The sequence below is a fragment of the Dokdonella aquatica genome (genome assembly GCF_051987395.1).
Taxonomy (GTDB): Bacteria; Pseudomonadota; Gammaproteobacteria; order Xanthomonadales; family Rhodanobacteraceae; genus Dokdonella.
The window spans coordinates 2,935,229-2,954,973 of record NZ_CP197094.1; the positions used below are offsets into that span (position 1 = coordinate 2,935,229).

The 19,745-nt window shown below is 68.1% G+C and carries 17 protein-coding genes and 1 tRNA gene; all 18 read left to right on the forward strand.

From position 1 onward, the window contains the following. Positions 1-2: 2 nt before the first annotated feature. The 18 genes from nuoL (at position 3) to ACQQ2N_RS13260 (ending at position 19,741) form a co-directional block, all read left to right on the forward strand. On the forward strand, positions 3-2,075 hold the full coding sequence (gene nuoL / locus ACQQ2N_RS13175) for an NADH-quinone oxidoreductase subunit L (RefSeq protein ID WP_440222034.1): 2,073 nt from the start codon (positions 3-5) through the stop codon (positions 2,073-2,075). A gap of 22 nt (positions 2,076-2,097) precedes the next feature. Beyond that, positions 2,098-3,606 (forward strand): NADH-quinone oxidoreductase subunit M, encoded by a 1,509-nt coding sequence (locus ACQQ2N_RS13180; RefSeq protein ID WP_440222035.1) that lies wholly within the window; start codon positions 2,098-2,100, stop codon positions 3,604-3,606. Between the two features lie 10 nt (positions 3,607-3,616). Further along, the gene (gene nuoN, locus ACQQ2N_RS13185; RefSeq protein WP_440222036.1) at positions 3,617-5,062 is read left to right on the forward strand and encodes an NADH-quinone oxidoreductase subunit NuoN; all 1,446 of its coding nucleotides are present in this window, start codon (positions 3,617-3,619) and stop codon (positions 5,060-5,062) included. 160 nt (positions 5,063-5,222) lie between these two features. Further along, a tRNA-Met gene (locus ACQQ2N_RS13190) sits at positions 5,223-5,299 on the forward strand. A gap of 148 nt (positions 5,300-5,447) precedes the next feature. Beyond that, complete coding sequence (gene rimP / locus ACQQ2N_RS13195; protein WP_440222037.1) at positions 5,448-5,975, forward strand: ribosome maturation factor RimP; 528 nt, start codon at positions 5,448-5,450, stop codon at positions 5,973-5,975. Positions 5,976-6,009: 34 nt separating this feature from the next. Further along, positions 6,010-7,494 (forward strand): transcription termination factor NusA, encoded by a 1,485-nt coding sequence (gene nusA, locus ACQQ2N_RS13200; RefSeq protein WP_440222038.1) that lies wholly within the window; start codon positions 6,010-6,012, stop codon positions 7,492-7,494. Positions 7,495-7,588: 94 nt separating this feature from the next. Then, a complete protein-coding gene (infB, locus tag ACQQ2N_RS13205; RefSeq protein ID WP_440222039.1) occupies positions 7,589-10,333 on the forward strand; it encodes a translation initiation factor IF-2 in 2,745 nt (914 codons plus the stop codon). Positions 10,334-10,395: 62 nt separating this feature from the next. Beyond that, entirely contained in the window at positions 10,396-10,737 is a 342-nt protein-coding gene (rbfA, locus tag ACQQ2N_RS13210) for a 30S ribosome-binding factor RbfA (protein WP_440225762.1), read from the forward strand. A gap of 143 nt (positions 10,738-10,880) precedes the next feature. Then, the gene (locus ACQQ2N_RS13215; RefSeq protein WP_440222040.1) at positions 10,881-11,357 is read left to right on the forward strand and encodes a hypothetical protein; all 477 of its coding nucleotides are present in this window, start codon (positions 10,881-10,883) and stop codon (positions 11,355-11,357) included. Continuing rightward, a complete protein-coding gene (locus ACQQ2N_RS13220) occupies positions 11,357-12,058 on the forward strand; it encodes an OmpA family protein (protein WP_440222041.1) in 702 nt (233 codons plus the stop codon). Before ACQQ2N_RS13215 ends, ACQQ2N_RS13220 begins: the two co-directional genes overlap by 1 nt. A 10-nt stretch (positions 12,059-12,068) precedes the next feature. Next, positions 12,069-12,317 (forward strand): hypothetical protein, encoded by a 249-nt coding sequence (locus ACQQ2N_RS13225; RefSeq protein WP_440222042.1) that lies wholly within the window; start codon positions 12,069-12,071, stop codon positions 12,315-12,317. A gap of 9 nt (positions 12,318-12,326) precedes the next feature. Further along, positions 12,327-13,307, forward strand: a complete 981-nt coding sequence (gene truB / locus ACQQ2N_RS13230; RefSeq protein ID WP_440222043.1) for a tRNA pseudouridine(55) synthase TruB — start codon at positions 12,327-12,329, stop codon at positions 13,305-13,307. A 329-nt stretch (positions 13,308-13,636) separates the two neighbouring features. Beyond that, on the forward strand, positions 13,637-13,906 hold the full coding sequence (rpsO, locus tag ACQQ2N_RS13235; protein ID WP_440222044.1) for a 30S ribosomal protein S15: 270 nt from the start codon (positions 13,637-13,639) through the stop codon (positions 13,904-13,906). 23 nt (positions 13,907-13,929) lie between these two features. Beyond that, positions 13,930-16,026: a polyribonucleotide nucleotidyltransferase gene (gene pnp / locus ACQQ2N_RS13240; RefSeq protein ID WP_440222045.1), complete on the forward strand. Its 2,097-nt coding sequence runs from the start codon at positions 13,930-13,932 to the stop codon at positions 16,024-16,026. A 204-nt stretch (positions 16,027-16,230) separates the two neighbouring features. After that, positions 16,231-16,647: a hypothetical protein gene (locus ACQQ2N_RS13245; RefSeq protein ID WP_440222046.1), complete on the forward strand. Its 417-nt coding sequence runs from the start codon at positions 16,231-16,233 to the stop codon at positions 16,645-16,647. Positions 16,648-16,795: 148 nt separating this feature from the next. Further along, positions 16,796-17,119: a hypothetical protein gene (locus tag ACQQ2N_RS13250; RefSeq protein WP_440222047.1), complete on the forward strand. Its 324-nt coding sequence runs from the start codon at positions 16,796-16,798 to the stop codon at positions 17,117-17,119. Positions 17,120-17,435: 316 nt separating this feature from the next. Beyond that, the gene (locus ACQQ2N_RS13255; protein ID WP_440222048.1) at positions 17,436-18,332 is read left to right on the forward strand and encodes a phosphate/phosphite/phosphonate ABC transporter substrate-binding protein; all 897 of its coding nucleotides are present in this window, start codon (positions 17,436-17,438) and stop codon (positions 18,330-18,332) included. Continuing rightward, positions 18,329-19,741: a diguanylate cyclase domain-containing protein gene (locus ACQQ2N_RS13260; RefSeq protein ID WP_440222049.1), complete on the forward strand. Its 1,413-nt coding sequence runs from the start codon at positions 18,329-18,331 to the stop codon at positions 19,739-19,741. The genes ACQQ2N_RS13255 and ACQQ2N_RS13260 overlap by 4 nt, the downstream gene beginning before the upstream one ends. The last annotated feature ends 4 nt before the right edge of the window (positions 19,742-19,745 follow it).

Here is a 19,745-nt window from a genome sequence, read left to right on the forward strand (position 1 = left end):
GCATGACGATCTCCAAGACCCTCCTGCTCGTGATCGTGCTCGCGCCGCTGTTCGGCGCGGTGCTCGCGGGCCTGTTCGGCCGCCAGATCGGCCGTGTCGGCGCGCACACCGTCACGATCGGCGGCGTCGCGCTGAGCTGCGCACTCTCGTTCGTCGTGCTCTACCAGCTCGTCTGGGGCGGTGCGGCGACGTTCAACGAGAACGTCTACACCTGGTTCGAGATCGGCCGCTACTCGGCGCACGTCGGCTTCCTGATCGACAAGCTCACCGCGATGATGATGGTCGTGGTCACGTTCGTGTCGCTGCTCGTGCACCTGTACACGATCGGCTACATGCACGAGGACGACGGCTACCAGCGCTTCTTCAGCTACATCTCGCTGTTCACGTTCTCGATGCTCATGCTGGTCATGGGCAACAACTTCCTGCAGCTGTTCTTCGGCTGGGAAGCGGTGGGCCTCGTCTCGTACCTGCTGATCGGCTTCTGGTTCAAGCGTCCGACCGCGATCTTCGCGAACATGAAGGCGTTCCTGGTCAACCGCGTCGGCGACTTCGGCTTCCTGCTCGGCATCGCCGGCGTGCTGCTGTGGTTCGGCGGCTCGCTCGACTACGCGACCGTCTTCGCCTACGCGCAGGACCCGTCCAACGAGATGGGCGCGCGCACGGTCGAGCTCATCGCGGGCCATCCGTGGCACGTCGCGACGATCGTCGGCATCTGCCTGTTCATCGGCGCGATGGGCAAGTCGGCGCAGGTGCCGCTGCACATCTGGCTGCCCGACTCGATGGAAGGCCCGACGCCGATCTCGGCGCTGATCCACGCCGCGACGATGGTCACGGCCGGCATCTTCATGGTCGCGCGCATGTCGCCGATCTTCGAGCTGTCCGACACGGCGCTCTCGTTCATCCTGATCATCGGCGCGACCGGTGCGCTGTTCACGGGCCTGATCGGCGTCGTGCAGAACGACATCAAGCGCGTCGTCGCGTACTCGACGCTGTCGCAGCTCGGCTACATGACCGTCGCGCTCGGCGCTTCGGCCTACGCGGCCGGCGTGTTCCACCTCATGACGCACGCGTTCTTCAAGGCGCTGCTGTTCCTCGGCGCGGGCTCGGTGATCATCGCGATGCACCACGAGCAGGACATGCGCCACATGGGTGGCCTGCGCAAGTACATGCCGATCACGTGGATCACGATGTGGATCGGCTCGCTGGCGCTCGCCGGTGCACCGGGCTTCGCGGGCTTTTTCTCGAAGGACGCGATCATCGAGGCGGTCGGCGAGTCGCACCGCTTCGGTTCGGGCTATGCCTACGCCTGCGTGCTGATCGGCGTGTTCGTGACCGCGCTGTACACGTTCCGTTCGCTGTACATGACGTTCCACGGCAAGGAGCGCTTCGTCGTCGACGCGCACGATGCGCACGGCCATGGCCACGGGCATGACGACGCGCACCACGACGACCACGGCCACCACGAGCCGGGCCACCTCGCGCACGCGCCGCACGAGTCACCGTGGGTCGTGACCGTTCCGCTCATGCTGCTCGCGATCCCGTCGATCGTGATCGGCTTCCTGACCATCGGCCCGATGCTGTTCGGCAGCTACTTCGATGGCGTGATCTTCGTGCGTGAAGCCAACGACGTGCTCGGCGAGCTCGGTCGGAACTTCCACGGCGCGGGCGGCATGATCCTGCATGGCCTGCAGACCGCGCCTTTCTGGCTCGCGCTGGCCGGCTTCGCGGTGGCGACCTACATCTGGCTGTTCAACCCGTCGATCGCGGCCTGGTTCGCGAAGACGTTCCGCCCGCTGCAGACGCTGCTCATGAACAAGTACTACGCCGACGACGTCTCGCAGGCGGTGTTCTCGAAGGGCGGCATCGCGCTCGGCCGCGGCCTCTGGAAGGCCGGCGACGTCGCCGTCATCGACGGTGCGATCGTCAACGGTTCGGCCGGCCTCGTCGCCCGCCTCGCCGGTGCGGTGCGCCGCCTGCAGTCCGGCTACCTCTACCACTACGCATTCGCGATGATCCTCGGCCTCATCCTGCTGCTCGGCGGGTTGTGGTGGGGCGTGACGCGCATGGCCGCCTGATCGACGGGGAACGACGAACACCATGGCTGACTGGCCCCTCCTCAGCGTCCTCATCTGGCTGCCCCTGCTCGGCGCGGTCGCCGTGCTCGCGCTCGGCCGCAATCCCGGCACCGCGCGCTGGCTGACCCTCGGCATCGCGATCGCGACGTTCGTCGCGAGCATCCCGCTCTACACGGGCTACGACGCGGCCGCCGGCGGCATGCAGTTCATCGAGTCGCATGCGTGGATCGATGCGCTCAAGGTCTACTACGGCCTCGGCGTCGACGGCATCGCGGTCGCGCTGATCGTGCTGACCACGTTCACGAGCGTGCTCGTGATCATCGGCTCGTGGGGCTCGATCGACGAGCGCGTCTCGCAGTACATGGCGGCGATGCTCGCCCTCGTGGGCATGCTGATCGGCGTGTTCGCGGCGACCGACGCGCTGCTGTTCTACGTGTTCTTCGAAGCCATGCTGATCCCGATGTTCATCATCATCGGCATCTGGGGCGGCCCGCGCCGCGTCTACGCGACGCTCAAGTTCTTCATCTACACGTTCCTCGGCTCGATCTTCATGCTGGTCGGCCTGATCTACCTGCACATGAAGACCGGCGAGTTCTCGCTCGCGGCGTTCGCGTCGGCGGGATTGAACAGTACGGAACAGGCCTGGCTGTTCTTCGCGTTCCTGGTCGCGTTCGCGATCAAGGTGCCGATGTGGCCCGTGCACACGTGGCTGCCCGATGCGCACGTCGAGGCGCCGACCGGCGGCTCGGTGATCCTGGCCGCGATCATGCTCAAGGTCGGCGGCTACGGCTTCATCCGCTTCTCGCTGCCGATCACGCCCGACGCCTCGCAGGAGTACGCGTGGGTCGTCATCGCGATGTCGCTCGTCGCGGTGGTCTACATCGGCTACGTCGCCCTCGTGCAGGACGACATGAAGAAGCTCATCGCGTATTCCTCGATCGCCCACATGGCGTTCGTGACGCTCGGCATCTTCATCGCGCTCGCCCTCGTGCGCGACCACCAGAACCCCGACGCGGCGCGCCTCGGCCTGCAGGGCGCGATGGTGCAGATGATCTCGCACGGCTTCGTGTCCGGCGCAATGTTCTCGTGCATCGGCGTGCTCTACGACCGCCTGCACACGCGCATGATCCGTGACTACGGCGGCGTCGCCAACGTGATGCCGTGGTACGCCGCGTTCTTCGTGCTGTTCGCGATGGCCAACTGCGGCCTGCCCGGCACGAGCGGTTTCGTCGGCGAGTTCATGGTCATCCTCGCCGCGTTCCAGGACAACTTCTGGATCGCCGCGGTCGCCGCCTTCACGCTGATCATCGGCGCCGCCTACACGCTGTGGCTGGTCAAGCGCGTCATCTTCGGCGAGATCACCAACCCGAAGGTCGCCGAGCTGACCGATCTGAACGCGCGCGAATGGATCGTGCTCGGCGCGTTCGCCGCCGCAGTGCTGCTCGTGGGCATCTACCCGAAACCGCTGACCGACCTCATGGAGACCTCGGTCCAGCAGATCGTCGGCAGGCTCCTGCTGGCCAAGGTCTGAGAACGCGACGATGACCGAATTCAATACCCGAGACCTCGTCACGATCCTGCCGGAGCTGGTGTTCCTCGGCTCGATCGGCGCGATCCTGATCGTCGACCTGTTCATCAAGCCGTCGCATCGCATCGTCACGCACGTGCTGTCGATCATCGCGCTCGCGGTGACCGCGGGCTTCGTCTGGAGCGCCGCGCCGGCGGAGCGCGTGACCGCGTTCGGCGGCATGTTCGTCGTGGACATGATCGCGACGACGCTCAAGCTCGCCGTGCTGCTGACGACGGCGCTCGCGCTGGTCTACGGCCGCCACTACATGCAGGAACGCAAGCTGCTGGTCGGCGAGTTCTACCTGCTGATCCTGTTCGCGACGCTCGGCATGCTGCTGCTCGTGTCGGCCGGCAACCTCGTCACCGCCTACCTCGGCCTCGAGCTGCTCGCGCTGTCGTCGTACGCGCTCGTCGCGCTCAACCGCGACTCGGCGATCGCCGCCGAAGCGGCGATCAAGTACTTCGTCCTCGGCGCGCTCGCCTCGGGCATGCTGCTGTACGGCATGTCGATGGTGTACGGCGCGACCGGCACGCTCGACCTCGCGCGCATCGTCGCCGCGACGCCGAACGTGCAGCATCCGAACCTGCTCGCGGTCGGCGTCGTGTTCATCGTCGTCGGCGTCGCGTTCAAGCTCGGCGCGGTGCCGTTCCACATGTGGCTGCCGGACGTCTACCACGGTGCGCCCACGGCCGTGACGACGTTCATCGGCTCTGCGCCCAAGCTCGCCGCGTTCGGGCTGGCCTACCGCCTGCTCGAGGACGGTCTCGGCGGCATGAGCGCGCACTGGTCGCAGATGCTCGCGATCCTCGCCGTGCTGTCGCTCGCGGTCGGCAACCTGTTCGCGATCGCGCAGACCAACCTCAAGCGCATGCTCGCGTACTCGACGATCTCGCACGTCGGCTTCCTGCTGCTCGGCTTCGTCGGCGCGACGCCGGCGGGCTACGCCGCGGCGATGTTCTACGCGGTCGCCTACGCGCTGACCGCCGTGGTCGCGTTCGGCATGATCGCGCTGCTCGCGCGCGCCGGCTTCGAGGCCGACGAGATCGACGACTTCAAGGGCCTCAACCAGCGCAGCCCCTGGTACGCCGCGGTCATGGCGACGATCATGTTCTCGCTGGCCGGCGTGCCGCCGCTGTTCGGCTTCTTCGCCAAGCTGCTCGTGCTCAAGTCGGCGGTCGACGCAGGTTACCTGTGGCTCGCGATCGTCGCGATCGTGTTCGCGATCGTCGGCCTGTTCTACTACCTGCGCGTCGTCAAGGTCATGTACTTCGACGATGCGATCGAGGGCGGCACGCTCGTGCTTCCGGCCGACCGCCCGCTGCGCTGGGTGCTCTCGGTCAACGGCATCGCGCTGCTCGGCCTCGGCTTCGCGTCGGGCCCGCTGTTCGCGTGGTGCAACCGCGCGTTCGGCCTCTGACCGCAGGCATGCAGGGGCACCGGCCTTGAAGCCGGTGCCACGCGCCCCATCTCGGGCGTCCATCCTTCCGGCAGCCGCTGCGGAGGGATCGGGAAACGAGGTTTCCGGTGTCATGGTGCTTGCGTGATTCGACGCAAGTCGCTAAGATTGCCGGCTCTGGTGCGGGGTGGAGCAGTCTGGCAGCTCGTCGGGCTCATAACCCGAAGGTCGCAGGTTCAAATCCTGCCCCCGCTACCAACTATTCGGTGAGGGGCCGCTTCGGCGGCCCCTCGGTCCGAGGCGCAGGATGCGCACGTTGCCGATGGTTGGGATGCATGACAACGGCGGACTACGGAATGGGCCTTGTGCCCATTTTTTTTTGGTTTTCTCAGGACGGCGGCCTTACGTGACGAACGAGCAGCTCAACGAACTCCTTGCTCCCCTGGTGGCCGACCTCGGCCTCGAGTTCGTCGGCATCGAGTTCAGTCCGAGCCGTGGCAGCAGCCTCCTGCGCGTCTACATCGACGTGCCGGACCGACCCGTCACGATCGAGGACTGCGAGCGCGTGAGCCGCGAGATCTCCGCGCTCATGGACGTCAACGACCCGATCGAAGGACGCTACACGCTCGAGGTGTCGTCGCCGGGCATCGACCGCCCGCTGTTCACGCCGGAGCAGTTCGCCCGCTTCGTCGGCAGCGAGGCGCGCGTGCACGCGGCGCTGCCGATCGACGGCCGCTCGCGCTTCCACGGCGCGATCCTCGCCGTCGACGCCGAAGGCGTGCACATCGACCAGGATGGCCGCGACGTGCTGATCGCGCACGCCAACATCACCAAGGCGCGCCTCGTGCCCGACTACGAGGCGCTCGGCCTGGCCACGTCGCGCCGCAAGAACGAGGAAGCCGGCTCGCGCAAGCGCGCGCCGAAACAGAAGTGAGGCCGCCGAGGCGGTCGCGCAGGAGTGGACGAGAATGAGCAAAGAACTGTTGCTGGTCGTTGACGCGGTCGCCAACGAGAAGGGCGTGCCGCGTGACGTGATCTTCGAGGCGATGGAGGCCGCACTGGCGTCCGCCGCGAAGAAGCGCTATCCGAACGAGGACGTCGCCGCGCGCGTGTCGATCGACACGAACTCGGGCGAGTACGAGACGTTCCGGCGCTGGGAAGTCGTCGCCGACGACGTCGTCATGGAGTCGCCGGATCGTCAGATCCGCCTCATGGACGCCGTCGACGTGGACGAGGCGATCGAGGTCGGCGAGTACATCGAGGAACAGATCGAGAACCCCGAGTTCGGGCGCATCGCCGCGCAGGCCGCCAAGCAGGTGATCGTGCAGCGCGTGCGCGAGGCCGAGCGCGCGCAGGTCGTCGATGCCTACCGCGACCGGGTCGGCGAGCTCATCACGGGCATCGTCAAGCGCGTCGAGCGCGGCAACATCTACGTCGACCTCGGCGGCAACGCCGAGGCGTTCATCCCGCGCGACAAGGCGATCCCGCGCGAGGTCGTGCGTGCCGGCGACCGCCTGCGCGGCTACCTGCACGAAGTTCGCTCCGAGCCGCGCGGCCCACAGCTGTTCATCTCGCGCACCGCGCCGGAATTCATGATCGAGCTGTTCAAGCTCGAGGTGCCGGAAGTCGGCCAGGGCCTCGTCGAGATCAAGGCTTGCGCACGCGATCCGGGCGACCGCGCCAAGATCGCCGTGCTCGCGCACGACCACCGCACCGATCCGATCGGCGCCTGCATCGGCATGCGCGGTTCGCGCGTGCAGGCGGTGTCGAACGAGCTCAACGGCGAGCGCATCGACATCGTGCTGTGGAACGACAACCACGCGCAGTTCGTCATCAATGCGATGGCGCCTGCCGAGGTGCAGTCGATCATCGTCGACGAGGACAAGCACTCGATGGACATCGCGGTCGCCGAGGACAAGCTGTCCCAGGCGATCGGCCGCGGCGGCCAGAACGTGCGCCTCGCCAGCAAGCTCAGCGGCTGGCAGCTCAACGTCATGACCGCCGACCAGGTGCGCCAGAAGAGCGAAGGCGAGCAGGACGCCGCGCGCCAGCTGTTCATCGATAAGCTCGAGGTCGACAACGAGATCGCGCAGATCCTCGTGCAGGAGGGCTTCTCGACGGTCGAGGAGATCGCCTACGTGCCGACCGCCGAGCTGCTCGCGATCGACGGCTTCGACGAGGACATCGTCGAGGAACTGCGTGCGCGAGCACGCGACGCGCTGCTCACCGACGCGCTCGCGGTCGAGGAGGAGATCGAGGAACACAAGCCGGCCGACGACCTGCTCGCGGTCGAGGGCATCGACGAGGCACTCGCGTACGAACTGGCCGGCCACGGCATCGTCACGCGCGAGAACCTCGCCGACCTCGCCACCGACGAGCTCATCGAGCTCGGCATCCAGGATATCGATGAAACACGTGCGCGCGAGCTGATCATGGCGGCGCGCGCCGACTAGCCCGGTCGGGCACCACCGCATCGCGCCGGGGCCGGCGCGGGCGGGCATTCCGCGGGCGGGCTGCCCAGGCGGGCAGGTCAGGAGTACACAGAGAATGTCGGACGTCACCATCAAGCAACTGGCCACCGTGCTCGGCACGCCGGTCGACAAGCTGCTCTCGCAGCTCGCCGAGGCGGGCATGAAGTTTTCGGATCCGGAACAGTCGATCAGCAGCACCGAGAAGGTGAAGCTGCTCGGCTTCCTGCGCCGCAACCACGGCAAGAGCGAGACCTCGCCCGAGGACAGCGCACCGCGCCAGGTCACCCTCAAGCGCCGCACGGTCAGCGAGCTCACGGTCAACCCGGGCCAGCGCGGCGCAGCGACCAAGACGGTCAACGTCGAAGTCCGCCAGAAGCGCACCTATGTCAAGCGCAGCTCGGTCGACGACCAGGTCCCGGTCGATCCCGAGCGCGAGGACGCGCTGCGCAAGCTGCAGGAATCCCAGCAGAAGCGCGACGCCGAGGAAGTCTCGCGCCAGCAGGTCGTCGACAAGCGTCGCCACGACGAGGAGGCCTCGCGCCAGGCTGTCGAAGACGCCCGTCGTCAGGCCGAAGATGCCGCCGCAGCGGCAGCCGCGGACGCAGCCGCCGCTGCAGCAGCAGCTGCTGCTCCGGCCATCGTCGAGGATTTCGTCGAGGCGCCCGCCCCGCGTGTCGAGACGACGCGCCCGGCACCGCTGGGCCCGATCGGCCCGATCATCGTCGAGCGCAAGCGTTACGCACCACCGGCGCCGGTTCCGCCGCCTGCTCCGGCACCCGCTCCGGCGCCTGCAGCCGCGCCGTCGCCCACCCCGGCTCAGGCCCCGTCCGCGCAGGAGCCTTCGCGCTACGGCAAGCCGCGCCACGGCGCAGGGCAGGGCCATCGCGGCGGTCGCGACGGCGACGGTCCGTCGCAGCCGCGCTATTTCGGCAACGAACTGCATCTCTCGTCGGAAGGCAGCGCGCGTCGCACCGGCCGCAAGAAGCCGCACAAGCGTGCGCCGGAACCGTCGCGCGGCGGCGGTTCGGGTGGTTCGCACGGGTTCTCGCGTCCGACCGCGCCGGTCGTGCGCGACGTGGCGATCGGTGACTCGATCAGCGTCGCCGACCTCGCGCAGAAGATGGCCGTCAAGGGTGCCGAGGTGGTGAAGGCGCTGTTCAAGATGGGCGTCATGACGACGATCAACCAGGTCATCGACCACGACACCGCGGCGCTCGTCGTCGAGGAGCTCGGCCACACCGCGATCCGTGCCACCGACAACGACGCCGAGACCGACCTGCTCGCGCACGTCGATGCGGGCGGCGAGCAGGAGTCGCGTCCGCCCGTCGTCACGATCATGGGCCACGTCGACCACGGCAAGACCTCGCTGCTCGACTACATCCGCCGCACCAAGGTCGCGTCGGGTGAGGCGGGCGGCATCACGCAGCACATCGGCGCCTACCACGTGGAGACGCCGAAGGGCGTCATCACGTTCCTCGACACGCCGGGCCATGCCGCGTTCACCTCGATGCGCCAGCGCGGCGCACAGGCGACCGACATCGTGATCCTCGTGGTCGCGGCGGACGACGGCGTCATGCCGCAGACGGTCGAGGCGATCAAGCATGCGCGCGCCGCGAAGGTGCCGCTGATCGTCGCGATGAACAAGATGGACAAGTCCGAGGCCAATCCGGACAACCTCAAGCAGGGCCTCGCCCAGCACGAGGTGATCCCGGAAGACTGGGGCGGCGACACGCAGTTCGTGCCGCTGTCGGCCAAGACCGGCATGGGCGTCGACGCGCTGCTCGACGCGGTCTCGGTGCAGGCCGAGGTCATGGAGCTCAAGGCGGTCCGCGAAGGCCGCGCCACCGGCGCGGTGATCGAGTCGAGCCTCGACAAGGGCCGCGGCCCGGTCGCGACCGTGCTCGTGCAGCAGGGCACGCTCAAGAAGGGCGACTTCGTCGTCTGCGGCGTCGAGTACGGCCGCGTGCGTGCGCTGTTCGACGAGACCGGCAAGCAGGTCGCCGAAGCGGGTCCCTCGATCCCGGTGCAGGTGCTCGGCCTGTCGGGCGTGCCGGAGGCGGGCGACGATTTCGTCGTCGTCGCCGACGAGCGCCTCGCCAAGGACGTCGCCCAGCAGCGTGACGCGAAGCGTCGCGAGACGCGCCTCGTGCAGAGCGCCGGCAACCGCATGGAAGACGTGCTCGCGCAGATGGGCCAGGGCGAGGGTCAGCAGACGCTCAACCTCGTCGTCAAGGCGGACGTGCAGGGCTCGACCGAGGCGCTGCGCCAGGCGCTCACCGCGCTCAGCAACGAGCTCATCAAGATCAACGTGATCTCGTCGGGCGTCGGCGGCATCACCGAGTCCGACGCGATGCGCGCGGTCTCGGCGAAGGCGACGATCATCGGCTTCAACGTGCGTGCCGATGCCTCGGCCCGCCGCGTCGTCGAATCCAACGGCCTTGACCTGCGCTACTTCTCGATCATCTACGACGTCATCGACCAGGTGAAGCAGGTCGCGACGGGCATGCTCGGCGTGGAAGTGCGCGAGGAGATCATCGGCATCGCGCAGGTGCGCGAGGTGTTCCGCTCGTCGAAGTTCGGCGCGGTCGCGGGCTCGATGGTCATCGAGGGCGTGGTCAAGCGCAACAAGCCGATCCGCGTGCTGCGCGACAACACCGTGATCTTCGAAGGCGAACTCGAATCGCTGCGCCGCTTCAAGGAGCTCGTCGACGAAGTGCGCAACGGCACCGAGTGCGGCATCGCGGTCAAGGCGTACAACGACGTCAAGCCCGGCGACCAGATCGAGTGCTTCGAGCGCATCGAAGTGCAGCGCACGTTCTGATCGCAGTCAGTGCATGCGGCGCAGGATGATTCCCGCGCCGCCACTGGCCCGACACCGAGGGGATTCCGATGGCCGATTTCACCCGCTCCGACCGCGTCGCCGTGCAATTGCGCAAGGAGATCGCCGTGCTCGTGCACCAGTCGGTGCGCGACCATGCGCTGCCGTCCGTGAGCGTGTCCGACGTCGAGGTCACCAAGGACCTCGACGTCGCGCGCGTGTTCGTCACGACGCTGCTGTCCGACCAGTCCAAGGTCGCCGTCAAGGCGCTCAACGAGATGGCCGTGGAGTTTCGCCGCGAGCTGTCGCGCACGCTCAAGATGCGTCGCGTTCCGGAATTGCGCTTCATCTACGACGATTCGGTCGACAACGGCGAGCGCATCGAATCGCTGCTGCGCCAGGGCTGAGCCGCGTGGCTGAACGTCACGCGACCCGCTGCACGCACCACCTGCGCACCACGTCTCGTTTTCACGCGTTCTGAATCCCCGATCCGCGCGCGTCGACTAGCATCGCCGTCGGCGCATTCCCGCGCCGAATCCCCGGAGATGCCATGCGCCCGCGATCGATCGCGCGAGTCCCGTTTGCCGCCCTCATCCTGTGTGCGTCGCTCGCCGCGATGCCCGTCCTCGCTGCCGACCAGGCCGGCACGCCGCGGCCGCTCGTGAAGGCCGTGCAGGCGACGGCGGAATCCGGTGTCGTCGTGCGCGTCAAGGATGTCGTGGTGACCGACGACGTCACGCTCGTCACGATCAGCGCGTCGTACAGCGGTGAATCGATCTTCGTGAACCTCGCCGATTCCGACAGTGGCACCTTCCTGCAGGACGAGGACGGTCAGAAGTACCCGCTGCGCAAGCCGGCCGACAACAAGTGGCTGCGCGTGCAGGCCGGCGACACGATGCAGGGCCGGCTCGTGTTCCTCGGCGTGGTCGCGCCGGGCTCGAAGACGTTCAAGCTGGTCTTCAACGAAGGCAAGCCCGGCAGCGACCGCGATGCGCCGGGCCTCAGCGTCGACGTGCCGTTGTCCTGATGCACGCCGCCATGGTCATGAAGCGCACGCTCGGTATGCTCGCGGCGTCGTCGATCGCGTTCGCCGCGTGCGCGCACGCCGGCGTGCCGTACAAGCGCATCGCCGGCGGCAACCCGGACGAGCCGACCACGTGGACCGTGTCGAAGCAGCCCGAGACTTTGTGGTCGGACAAGCCGCTCGCCAGCGCGCTGGTCGCCGGCGGTCCGGCCTCGACGTTCGGCAGCGGCTCGGCGCCGGCCTCGACGTTCGAACTCGCCGACGTGCCGCCCGACAGGCTCGCCGCGACGCGCGCGATGCTCGACGACCTCGGCGCGCGCTCGTCCGATGGCGCGATCGTCGTCGACCTGCCGGGCGATGTGCTGTTCGATTTCGACAAAGACACGCTGCGTCCCGATGCGGTCGCGGTGCTGTCGCGTGTCGGTGTGCTGCTCGCGGGGTTCCCGCGGCGCGCGGTCGCGATCCAGGGCCATACCGACAGCAAGGGCGACGACGATTACAATGACGCCCTGTCGGAACGCCGTGCGAACCGCGTGCACGCGTTCCTCGCCGAACGCGACACGACATCACGCGAGTACGACGTCGAAGGGTTCGGCGAGCGCCAGCCCGTTGCGCCGAACGCGACGCCCGATGGCCGCGACGATCCGGCGGGTCGGCAGAAGAACCGCCGCGTCGCGATCGTGATCCGGCCACCCGATACCTGAGGAGGACACCATGGCCCTGATGGCATGCCCCGAATGTCGCCGCGAGATCTCCGACCAGGCCCACGCCTGCCCGGGTTGCGGCTATCCGATCCGCGCCGCCGTGACGGGATCGCAGGACACCACCGGCACGGTCGTCAAGACGACCGGCGCCGTCGTCGGCGCATGGCTGACCGCACCGTGGCTCGCGCGCACGATCGTCGGCGTGGTCGCGCTGATCGGCTTCTTCATCTTCATGATCGTCGGCGCGCTCAACAAGTGAGCGTGCGCCTTGGGTGAGACCAAACGACAGCGGCAGCGTCGCGGCTCCGCGCCACGTCTCGCGTGGCGCGACGTCACCGGCATCCTGCTGCTCGACAAGCCCGCCGGCGTCAGTTCGAACACCGCGCTGCAGCACGCGCGGCGCCTGTTCGGTGCGGCCAAGGCCGGCCACACCGGCGCGCTCGATCCGCTCGCGACGGGCCTGCTACCGATCTGTTTCGGCGAGGCGACCAAGATCGCGGGCCTGCTGCTCGGCTCGCGCAAGGCCTACCTCACCGAGGCCTTGCTCGGCGTCACCACCGACAGCGCCGATGCCGACGGCGAAGTGGTCGAGCGGCGCGCGGTGCCGCCGCTCGACGAGGCGACGATCGAGCAGGCACTCGCGACGCTGCGCGGCCGCATCCGCCAGGTGCCGCCGATCTATTCGGCGCTCAAGCGCGACGGCGAACCGCTGTACCGCATCGCGCGCCGCGGCGAGACCGTCGACATCCCCGAACGTGACGCCGAGGTGTTCCGTTTCGAGCTGATCGCGCGCGAGGGTGACCGCCTGCGCCTGCTCGTCGAATGCGGTTCGGGCACGTACGTGCGCAGCCTCGTGCGCGATCTCGGCGAACGGCTCGGCTGCGGTGCCCATGTGACCGTACTGCGTCGTCTGTGGATCGACCCGTTCGAGGCGCCCACGATGCTCACGATCGAGGCGCTCGAGGCGCTCGCTGCGACCGGGGGGCACGCCGCGCTCGACGCGCAGTTGCTGTCGATCGGAGACGGCCTGCGCGGCCATCCGGTCGTCGATCTCGATGCCGATGCGAGCCTGCGCCTGCGCCAGGGACAGGCAATCGCGCTGGGCCATGGTGCGCGCGCCGGCCTCTGCCTGGTGCGTGGGCCGGACGGGAGCGCGCTCGCGCTGGCCGAATGCGGGGACGACGGTGTGCTGCGCACGCTGCGAGGATTCAACACGTCGGCCGTCGCGGAACCGTCCGTCGCGGTCTGATCGGGGCAGATCCGGCGGATTGCCTTCCGGATCACCGGCCCCGCGTCCCGTGGCCCGGACGGGCAGAGGGGTGGCCCGCTCTCGCGGATCGGGCCTGCAGGCAGCGGCAACGCGTCGCGCAAGCCGCCCCGATGGCGGAAAAGCTTTGCCGATCAAACCGTTCGCCCGGCGACAGCGTCACGAAAGTCGTGTGGACAACTTGTGACGACAAGGCTTTGCCCGCTAAAATGGCGAGCTTTCACCCCCAAGAACCTCCACGCGGGGTTTGGAAACCGTCACCGGTGGGTGGCCGTTCCCAAGCCTCGCCCTGCATCGATAGGGTTGCCTACATGTCGCTCAACGTTGAACAGACCAGCAAGATCATCGCCGATTTCGGCCGCGTTCCCAACGACACCGGTTCGCCGGAAGTCCAGGTGGCGCTGCTGTCGGCGCGCATCGAGCACCTCTCCACGCACTTCGCCAGCCACGACAAGGATCACCACTCGCGTCGCGGCCTGCTCAAGATGGTCAACCAGCGCCGCCGGCTGCTGAACTACCTCAAGAGCAAGGACGGCGACCGCTACAAGTCGCTGATCGAACGCCTCGGCCTGCGCCGTTGATCGACCGACCAGGAGAGATGGCAGTGGCGAAAGTAACCAAGACGTTCCAGTACGGCAATCATCAGGTCACGCTGGAAACGGGCGAAATCGCCCGCCAGGCCAGTGGTGCGGTGGTGGTTCGCATCGGCGACACCGTCGTGCTCGTCACGGCGGTCGGCGCCAAGTCGGCGCGCGAGGGGCAGGATTTCTTCCCGCTCACGGTCGACTACCAGGAGAAGTTCTACGCCGGTGGCCGCATCCCGGGCGGCTTCTTCAAGCGTGAAGGCCGCCAGACGGAGAAGGAGACGCTGACCTCGCGCCTCATCGACCGTCCGATCCGCCCGCTCTTTCCGGAAGACTTCAAGAACGAAGTCCAGATCATCGCGACGGTCATGTCGCTGAATCCGGAGATCGACGGTGACGTCCCCGCCATGATCGGTGCCTCGGCCGCGCTCGCGCTGTCGGGCCTGCCGTTCAACGGTCCGATCGCCGCGGCCAAGGTCGGCTACGCGAACGGCCAGTACCTGCTCATGCCGACCGCGACCGAACTCAAGACCTCGGAGCTCGAGCTCGTCGTCGCCGGTACCGCCAACGCGGTGCTGATGGTCGAGTCGGAAGCCAAGCTGCTCAGCGAAGACGTCATGCTCGGTGCCGTCGTGTTCGGCCACAACGCGCTCAAGGGCGCGATCCAGGCCATCAACGAATTCGTCGCCGAAGTCGGCAAGAAGTCGTTCACGTGGGCTGCGCCGGTCAAGAACGAGGCGCTCGTCGGCGCGATCAGGAACGCGGTCGGCGATCGCCTCGCCACGGCCTACGCCGTGCGCGACAAGATCGAGCGCCGCGACGCGATCAGCGCGCTCAAGAAGGACGTGCTGGCCGGCCTCAAGGCCGACGCCGAAGCGAACGCCTGGGCCTCCGCCGACCTCGCCAAGGAGTTCGGCGAGCTCGAGTACAACACGCTGCGCGCTTCGGTGCTCGCCACCAAGGTCCGCATCGACGGCCGCGACCTGACCACGGTCCGCCCGATCACGATCCGCACCGGCGTGCTGCCGCGCACCCACGGCTCGGCGCTGTTCACGCGCGGCGAGACGCAGGCGCTCGTCACGGTCACGCTCGGCACCGGCCGCGACGCGCAGATCATCGACGCGGTCGAGGGCGAGTCGAAGGACACGTTCCTGTTCCACTACAACTTCCCGCCGTACTCGGTCGGTGAAGCGGGCCGCATGATGGGCCCGAAGCGCCGCGAGATCGGCCACGGCCGCCTCGCCAAGCGCGGCGTGCTCGCCGTCAAGCCGACGATCGAGTCGTTCCCGTACGTGCTGCGCGTCGTCTCGGAGATCACCGAGTCGAACGGTTCGTCGTCGATGGCGTCGGTCTGCGGTTCGTCGCTCGCGATGATGGATGCGGGCGTGCCGCTCAAGGCGCCGGTCGCGGGTATCGCGATGGGTCTCGTCAAGGAAGGCGACCAGTTCGTCGTCCTCAGCGACATCCTCGGTGACGAGGACCACCTCGGCGACATGGACTTCAAGGTGGCCGGCAGCGCGGACGGCATCAGCGCCCTGCAGATGGACATCAAGATCGACGGCATCACCGAGGAGATCATGAAGGTCGCACTCGCGCAGGCCAAGCAGGGGCGCCTGCACATCCTCGGCGAGATGAACAAGGCGATCAGCTCCGCGCGCACCGAGATGAGCGAGTACGCGCCGCGCCTGCTCACGATGCGCATCCACCCGGACAAGATCCGCGAAGTGATCGGCAAGGGCGGTTCGGTGATCCGCTCGATCACCGAAGAGACCGGCACGACGATCGACATCACCGACGACGGCACGATCGTGATCGCCTCGGTGAACCGCGCCGCGGCCGACGAGGCCAAGAAGCGCATCGAGATGATCGTCTCGGACGTCGAGCCGGGCCGCATCTACGAGGGCAAGGTCGCCAAGCTCATGGACTTCGGCGCGTTCGTCACGATCCTGCCGGGCAAGGACGGCCTCGTCCACGTCTCGCAGATCTCCAACGAGCGCGTCGAGAAGGTCTCGGACAAGCTCAAGGAAGGCGACATCGTCAAGGTCAAGGTGCTCGAGGTCGACAAGCAGGGCCGCATCCGCCTGTCGATGAAGGCGGTCGAGGAAGGCGAAGGCTGATCCTCCGCGTCATCGCGTGACAAGAGAAAGCGGGCTTCGGCCCGCTTTTTCGTTGTGGGGACACGGCGTGGACACCTGCGCGCACGACGCGCCGCGGGCTGCGGCGCATCGCGGGTTCGACCACCGCGCATCGATCCTTGCCGGCATCACGTCGTCAGCCATCGCCGCCGGCGCATGGGTCACGACATCACGAAGGAGAGCGTCATGCCGCAGCACGCCGTTTCCGTCTCCGACCTCGCGTTCCGCTCGGCCTTCGATGCCGGGCGCATCGCGCCTTCCGCGTTCGATCACCGTGCCCATGTGCGCCTGGCCTACGTGCATCTCGTCGAGCACGGCGTCGCGGGGGCGCCGCAGGCGATGCGCGCCTCGCTGCAGGTGTTCCTCGCCTCGCACGGTATCGCCCCGTCGAAGTACCACGAGACACTCACGCGCGCCTGGACGCTCGCCGTCGCGCACTTCATGGCGCGCCATCCGGGTGGAACGTTCGAGTCCTTCTCGGCGCGCAGTACGCCGCTTTTCGACAGCCGCGTCATGCTCACCCACTACACGCCGGCACGGTTGTTCTCCGATGCGGCGCGCGCTGCCTGGGTCGAGCCCGATCTCGATCCGATCCCGCATTGAGGTTCGCGACCGTCGGTGCGGTGCGTCGGCGGACACACCGCTATGATCGATCCACGAGGCATCAACGCATGCGGGAGGATCGAATGCACGGCGTGATCGACAAGACGGCGCGCGCGTCGCGCACGCAGGGCGCAAGGGCGAACGCCGCATGAGCCGCCTCGGACTCGATCCCCTCGAGCGCGCGCTGGTCGCCCAGCTCGCGGTGGGCGATTCCCGCCTGCATCGGCTCGGGTACTACGCCGCCGCGCTCGTGCCGGCGCTCGGCTTCGGCGCCTGGGGCATCGCGCGTGGCGACGTCGTCGCGCTCGGCCTTGGTTTCGCCGGACTCGTGCTGTTCGTGATCTGGAACCTCGCCGGCGAGTGGCGTCTCGCCCCGGTGTTCGCGTCGCTGTGCGCGAAGGTCGATGCGTTCGAGCGGGGAGAGCCTCGCGGCGCCATGGGCGGAGAGGCTGACGCGGCAACAGGGGAGTGACTCGCGGCGTCGGCTTCGAGCCTGCGAACCGCTGCCGCGGCAAGCTGCACGGGCCCGCGTTGGCAAGGCCATGGCGGGCCGATCGGCTGCACCGGATCGACGTGGCGGGGCAATACGCCTCGGACTCGGCATCAGCAGGTGGAACGGTATTTGCTTCACCACGGCACGCGGTGGTGCCCGTTCCACCCGCGCGGCGTGGCCAGGCAGGCCGCCCGGCCTGTGCGCGGATGCGCGTTTCGGCTAGGCTCGCGGGCCTTGCCGGATGGGGGTGAGCGTGGGCAGCGGGTTCGTGCGTTCGAGGGGGGCGTGGACGGTCATGGCCGTCCTCGTGGCGATGCTCGCCGTGCCGTTTCCCGTGCGTGCCTCGGAGGCGCCGGGTGTGCTCGTGCTCGGCCGCGTCAGCGACGATCCCAAGTCGCAGTACGAGGCGATGAAGGCGCTGCTCGACTACGTCGTGCCGAGGATGGCCGACGTCGGCATCCGCGAAGGCCGCGTGCTCATGGCCAACGATGCGCTGCAGATGGCCAGCTACCTGCGCCGCGGCCGCGTCGACTGGGTGTCGGAGACCGCCGGCGGCGCGATGCTGCTGCAAAGGCGCGCCGGCGCGGAGCCGTTCGTGCTGTCCGAGCGCAACGGCACGCGGCGTTACCACACGATCTATTTCGCGCGGAAGGACGGCGACATCCGTTCGATCGACGACTTGCGCGGCCGTCGCATCGCGTTCCAGAACCGCACGTCGACGAGCGCGTATTTCGTGCCCGCGATGGAGCTGCTCGAACGCGGCATGGCGCTCGATATCCTGACCTCGCCCACCGATGCACCGGCGCCCGGTGCGGTCGGCTTCGTATTCGCGCGCACCGAGCGCAACGTCGCCACCTGGGTGCACAAGCAGCTCGTCGATGTCGGCGCGGTCAGCGACCTCGACTGGAACGATCCGCGCAAGGTGCCGGAATTCTTCCGCAACGATTTCATGATCCTCCGCGAAACGCCGGACGTGCCGCGCGGCGTCGAGATGGTGCGCGGCGATCTCGATGCGAGAGTCGCCGCACGCCTGCGCGACGTGCTGCTCGCCGCAGCCGACGACGTCGAGGCACGCAATGCGCTCGGACGCTTCCACCGTTCGCTGCGCTTCTTCCCGATCGAGCCGCGCGATCGAGCCGACCTCGTGCGCCTGCGTGAAGGCGTGGACCGCGTGAGCAGGGACATCGAATGAGGCTGCGCGGCCTGCAGGCGAAGTTCCTCGCCCTCGTCGCGGTCGCGCTCGTGCTCGCGGTGCTGGCGCTCGGCACGTTGCTGCAGCGGCAGTGGGCGATGCAGCGCGAGATGCTCGAGCTGAGCCAGCAGTCGATCCGCACGCTCGTGCTCGAGCGCCTGCGCGTACAGGCGATCGCGGTCGGCACGGGCGCGGCCGACACGCTGGTCAATCCCCTCTACCACTTCGACCTCGAGGCGATCGGGCGCATCGTGCGCGACCTGCTCTCGCAGCCCGACGTCGCCTCGGTGATCGTCTACGACCCCGATGGCGCGATCGTGCACGACGGCAGCGACGACATCGCGCGCTACGGTCAGGTCATGGACGACGAGGACGCGGCGGCGATCGCGGCCTCGAGGTCCCTCCACCTGCGATCGCGTGGCGACGTGTTCGATGTCGCTGCGCCGATCATGCTCGGCGACCAGCGCCTCGGCGGCGTGCGCGTGGGCTACTCGCTGGCATCGGTGCATCGCTACGAGGAGCGTGCGAATGCGGCGCTGGCCGAGCGCATCGATGCGCTCGGCGAACGCTACCTGGCCGGCATCGCGGGCCTGCTCGCACTCGCGCTCGTGCTCGGCCTCGGCATCAGCGCGATCATGCAGCGCACGATGATCCGTCCGATCCGCAGGCTGGCCCAGGCCGCGCGCGAGATCGAGGCCGGCAACTTCGCCACGGCGCTGCCGGGGCGCGACGGCGGCGACGAGATCGCCGATCTCGTGCAGGCGTTCGCACGCATGACCGAGGGTATCAGCCGGCACGACCGCGACATCCGCCGCATCGCCAACACCGATGCGCTGACTGGCCTGGCCAACCGTCGCGCGTTCCGCGAGCGCCTCGACGCGCTCATCGCCGCGCACCGCGACGGTGGCGACGGCTTCGCGGTGATGTTCGCCGACATGGACGACTTCAAGCGCGTCAACGACAGTTTCGGGCACGACGTCGGTGATGAACTGCTGTGCCGCTTTGCCGAGCGGTTCCGTGCCGCGGTGGAGGCCGACGCCGGCCTCGAATCGATGCTCGCGCGCCTCGGTGGCGACGAATTCGTGCTGCTCGCCCAGGTCGCTCCGGACAGCACGGGCAGCCTGCGCGGCGGCGTGTCGACGTTCGCGACATCGCTGATCGACACGCTCGGCAAGCCGCTCGCGATCGAAGGCCACGCGCTCGCGTTCGGCGTGTCGATCGGCGTCGCACTGTTCCCCGAGGATGCGCGAGACGCGTCGCAGCTCATGAAGAACGGCGACCTCGCGATGTACGAGGCCAAGCGCGCCGGCAAGAACCGTTTCCGCTTCTACGTGCCCGGCATGGAGGACACGCTCTCGCCGCCGCGGCGCCTGCCGGGGACGACGGGTCCGGAGACGCCGAGGGCCTGAGCGA

What these genes read in the sequence shown, in the direction of transcription:
- infB (WP_440222039.1), top strand. Translation starts at nt 7,589, where the DNA reads ATGTCGGACGTCACCATCAAGCAACTGGCCACCGTGCTCGGCACGCCG.
- nuoL (WP_440222034.1), top strand. Translation starts at nt 3, where the DNA reads ATGACGATCTCCAAGACCCTCCTGCTCGTGATCGTGCTCGCGCCGCTG.
- nuoN (WP_440222036.1), top strand. Translation starts at nt 3,617, where the DNA reads ATGACCGAATTCAATACCCGAGACCTCGTCACGATCCTGCCGGAGCTG.
- ACQQ2N_RS13220 (WP_440222041.1), top strand. Translation starts at nt 11,357, where the DNA reads ATGCACGCCGCCATGGTCATGAAGCGCACGCTCGGTATGCTCGCGGCG.
- ACQQ2N_RS13180 (WP_440222035.1), top strand. Translation starts at nt 2,098, where the DNA reads ATGGCTGACTGGCCCCTCCTCAGCGTCCTCATCTGGCTGCCCCTGCTC.
- ACQQ2N_RS13255 (WP_440222048.1), top strand. Translation starts at nt 17,436, where the DNA reads ATGGCCGTCCTCGTGGCGATGCTCGCCGTGCCGTTTCCCGTGCGTGCC.
- ACQQ2N_RS13225 (WP_440222042.1), top strand. Translation starts at nt 12,069, where the DNA reads ATGGCCCTGATGGCATGCCCCGAATGTCGCCGCGAGATCTCCGACCAG.
- nusA (WP_440222038.1), top strand. Translation starts at nt 6,010, where the DNA reads ATGAGCAAAGAACTGTTGCTGGTCGTTGACGCGGTCGCCAACGAGAAG.
- ACQQ2N_RS13250 (WP_440222047.1), top strand. Translation starts at nt 16,796, where the DNA reads ATGAGCCGCCTCGGACTCGATCCCCTCGAGCGCGCGCTGGTCGCCCAG.
- ACQQ2N_RS13260 (WP_440222049.1), top strand. Translation starts at nt 18,329, where the DNA reads ATGAGGCTGCGCGGCCTGCAGGCGAAGTTCCTCGCCCTCGTCGCGGTC.
- ACQQ2N_RS13215 (WP_440222040.1), top strand. Translation starts at nt 10,881, where the DNA reads ATGCGCCCGCGATCGATCGCGCGAGTCCCGTTTGCCGCCCTCATCCTG.
- ACQQ2N_RS13245 (WP_440222046.1), top strand. Translation starts at nt 16,231, where the DNA reads ATGCCGCAGCACGCCGTTTCCGTCTCCGACCTCGCGTTCCGCTCGGCC.
- rpsO (WP_440222044.1), top strand. Translation starts at nt 13,637, where the DNA reads ATGTCGCTCAACGTTGAACAGACCAGCAAGATCATCGCCGATTTCGGC.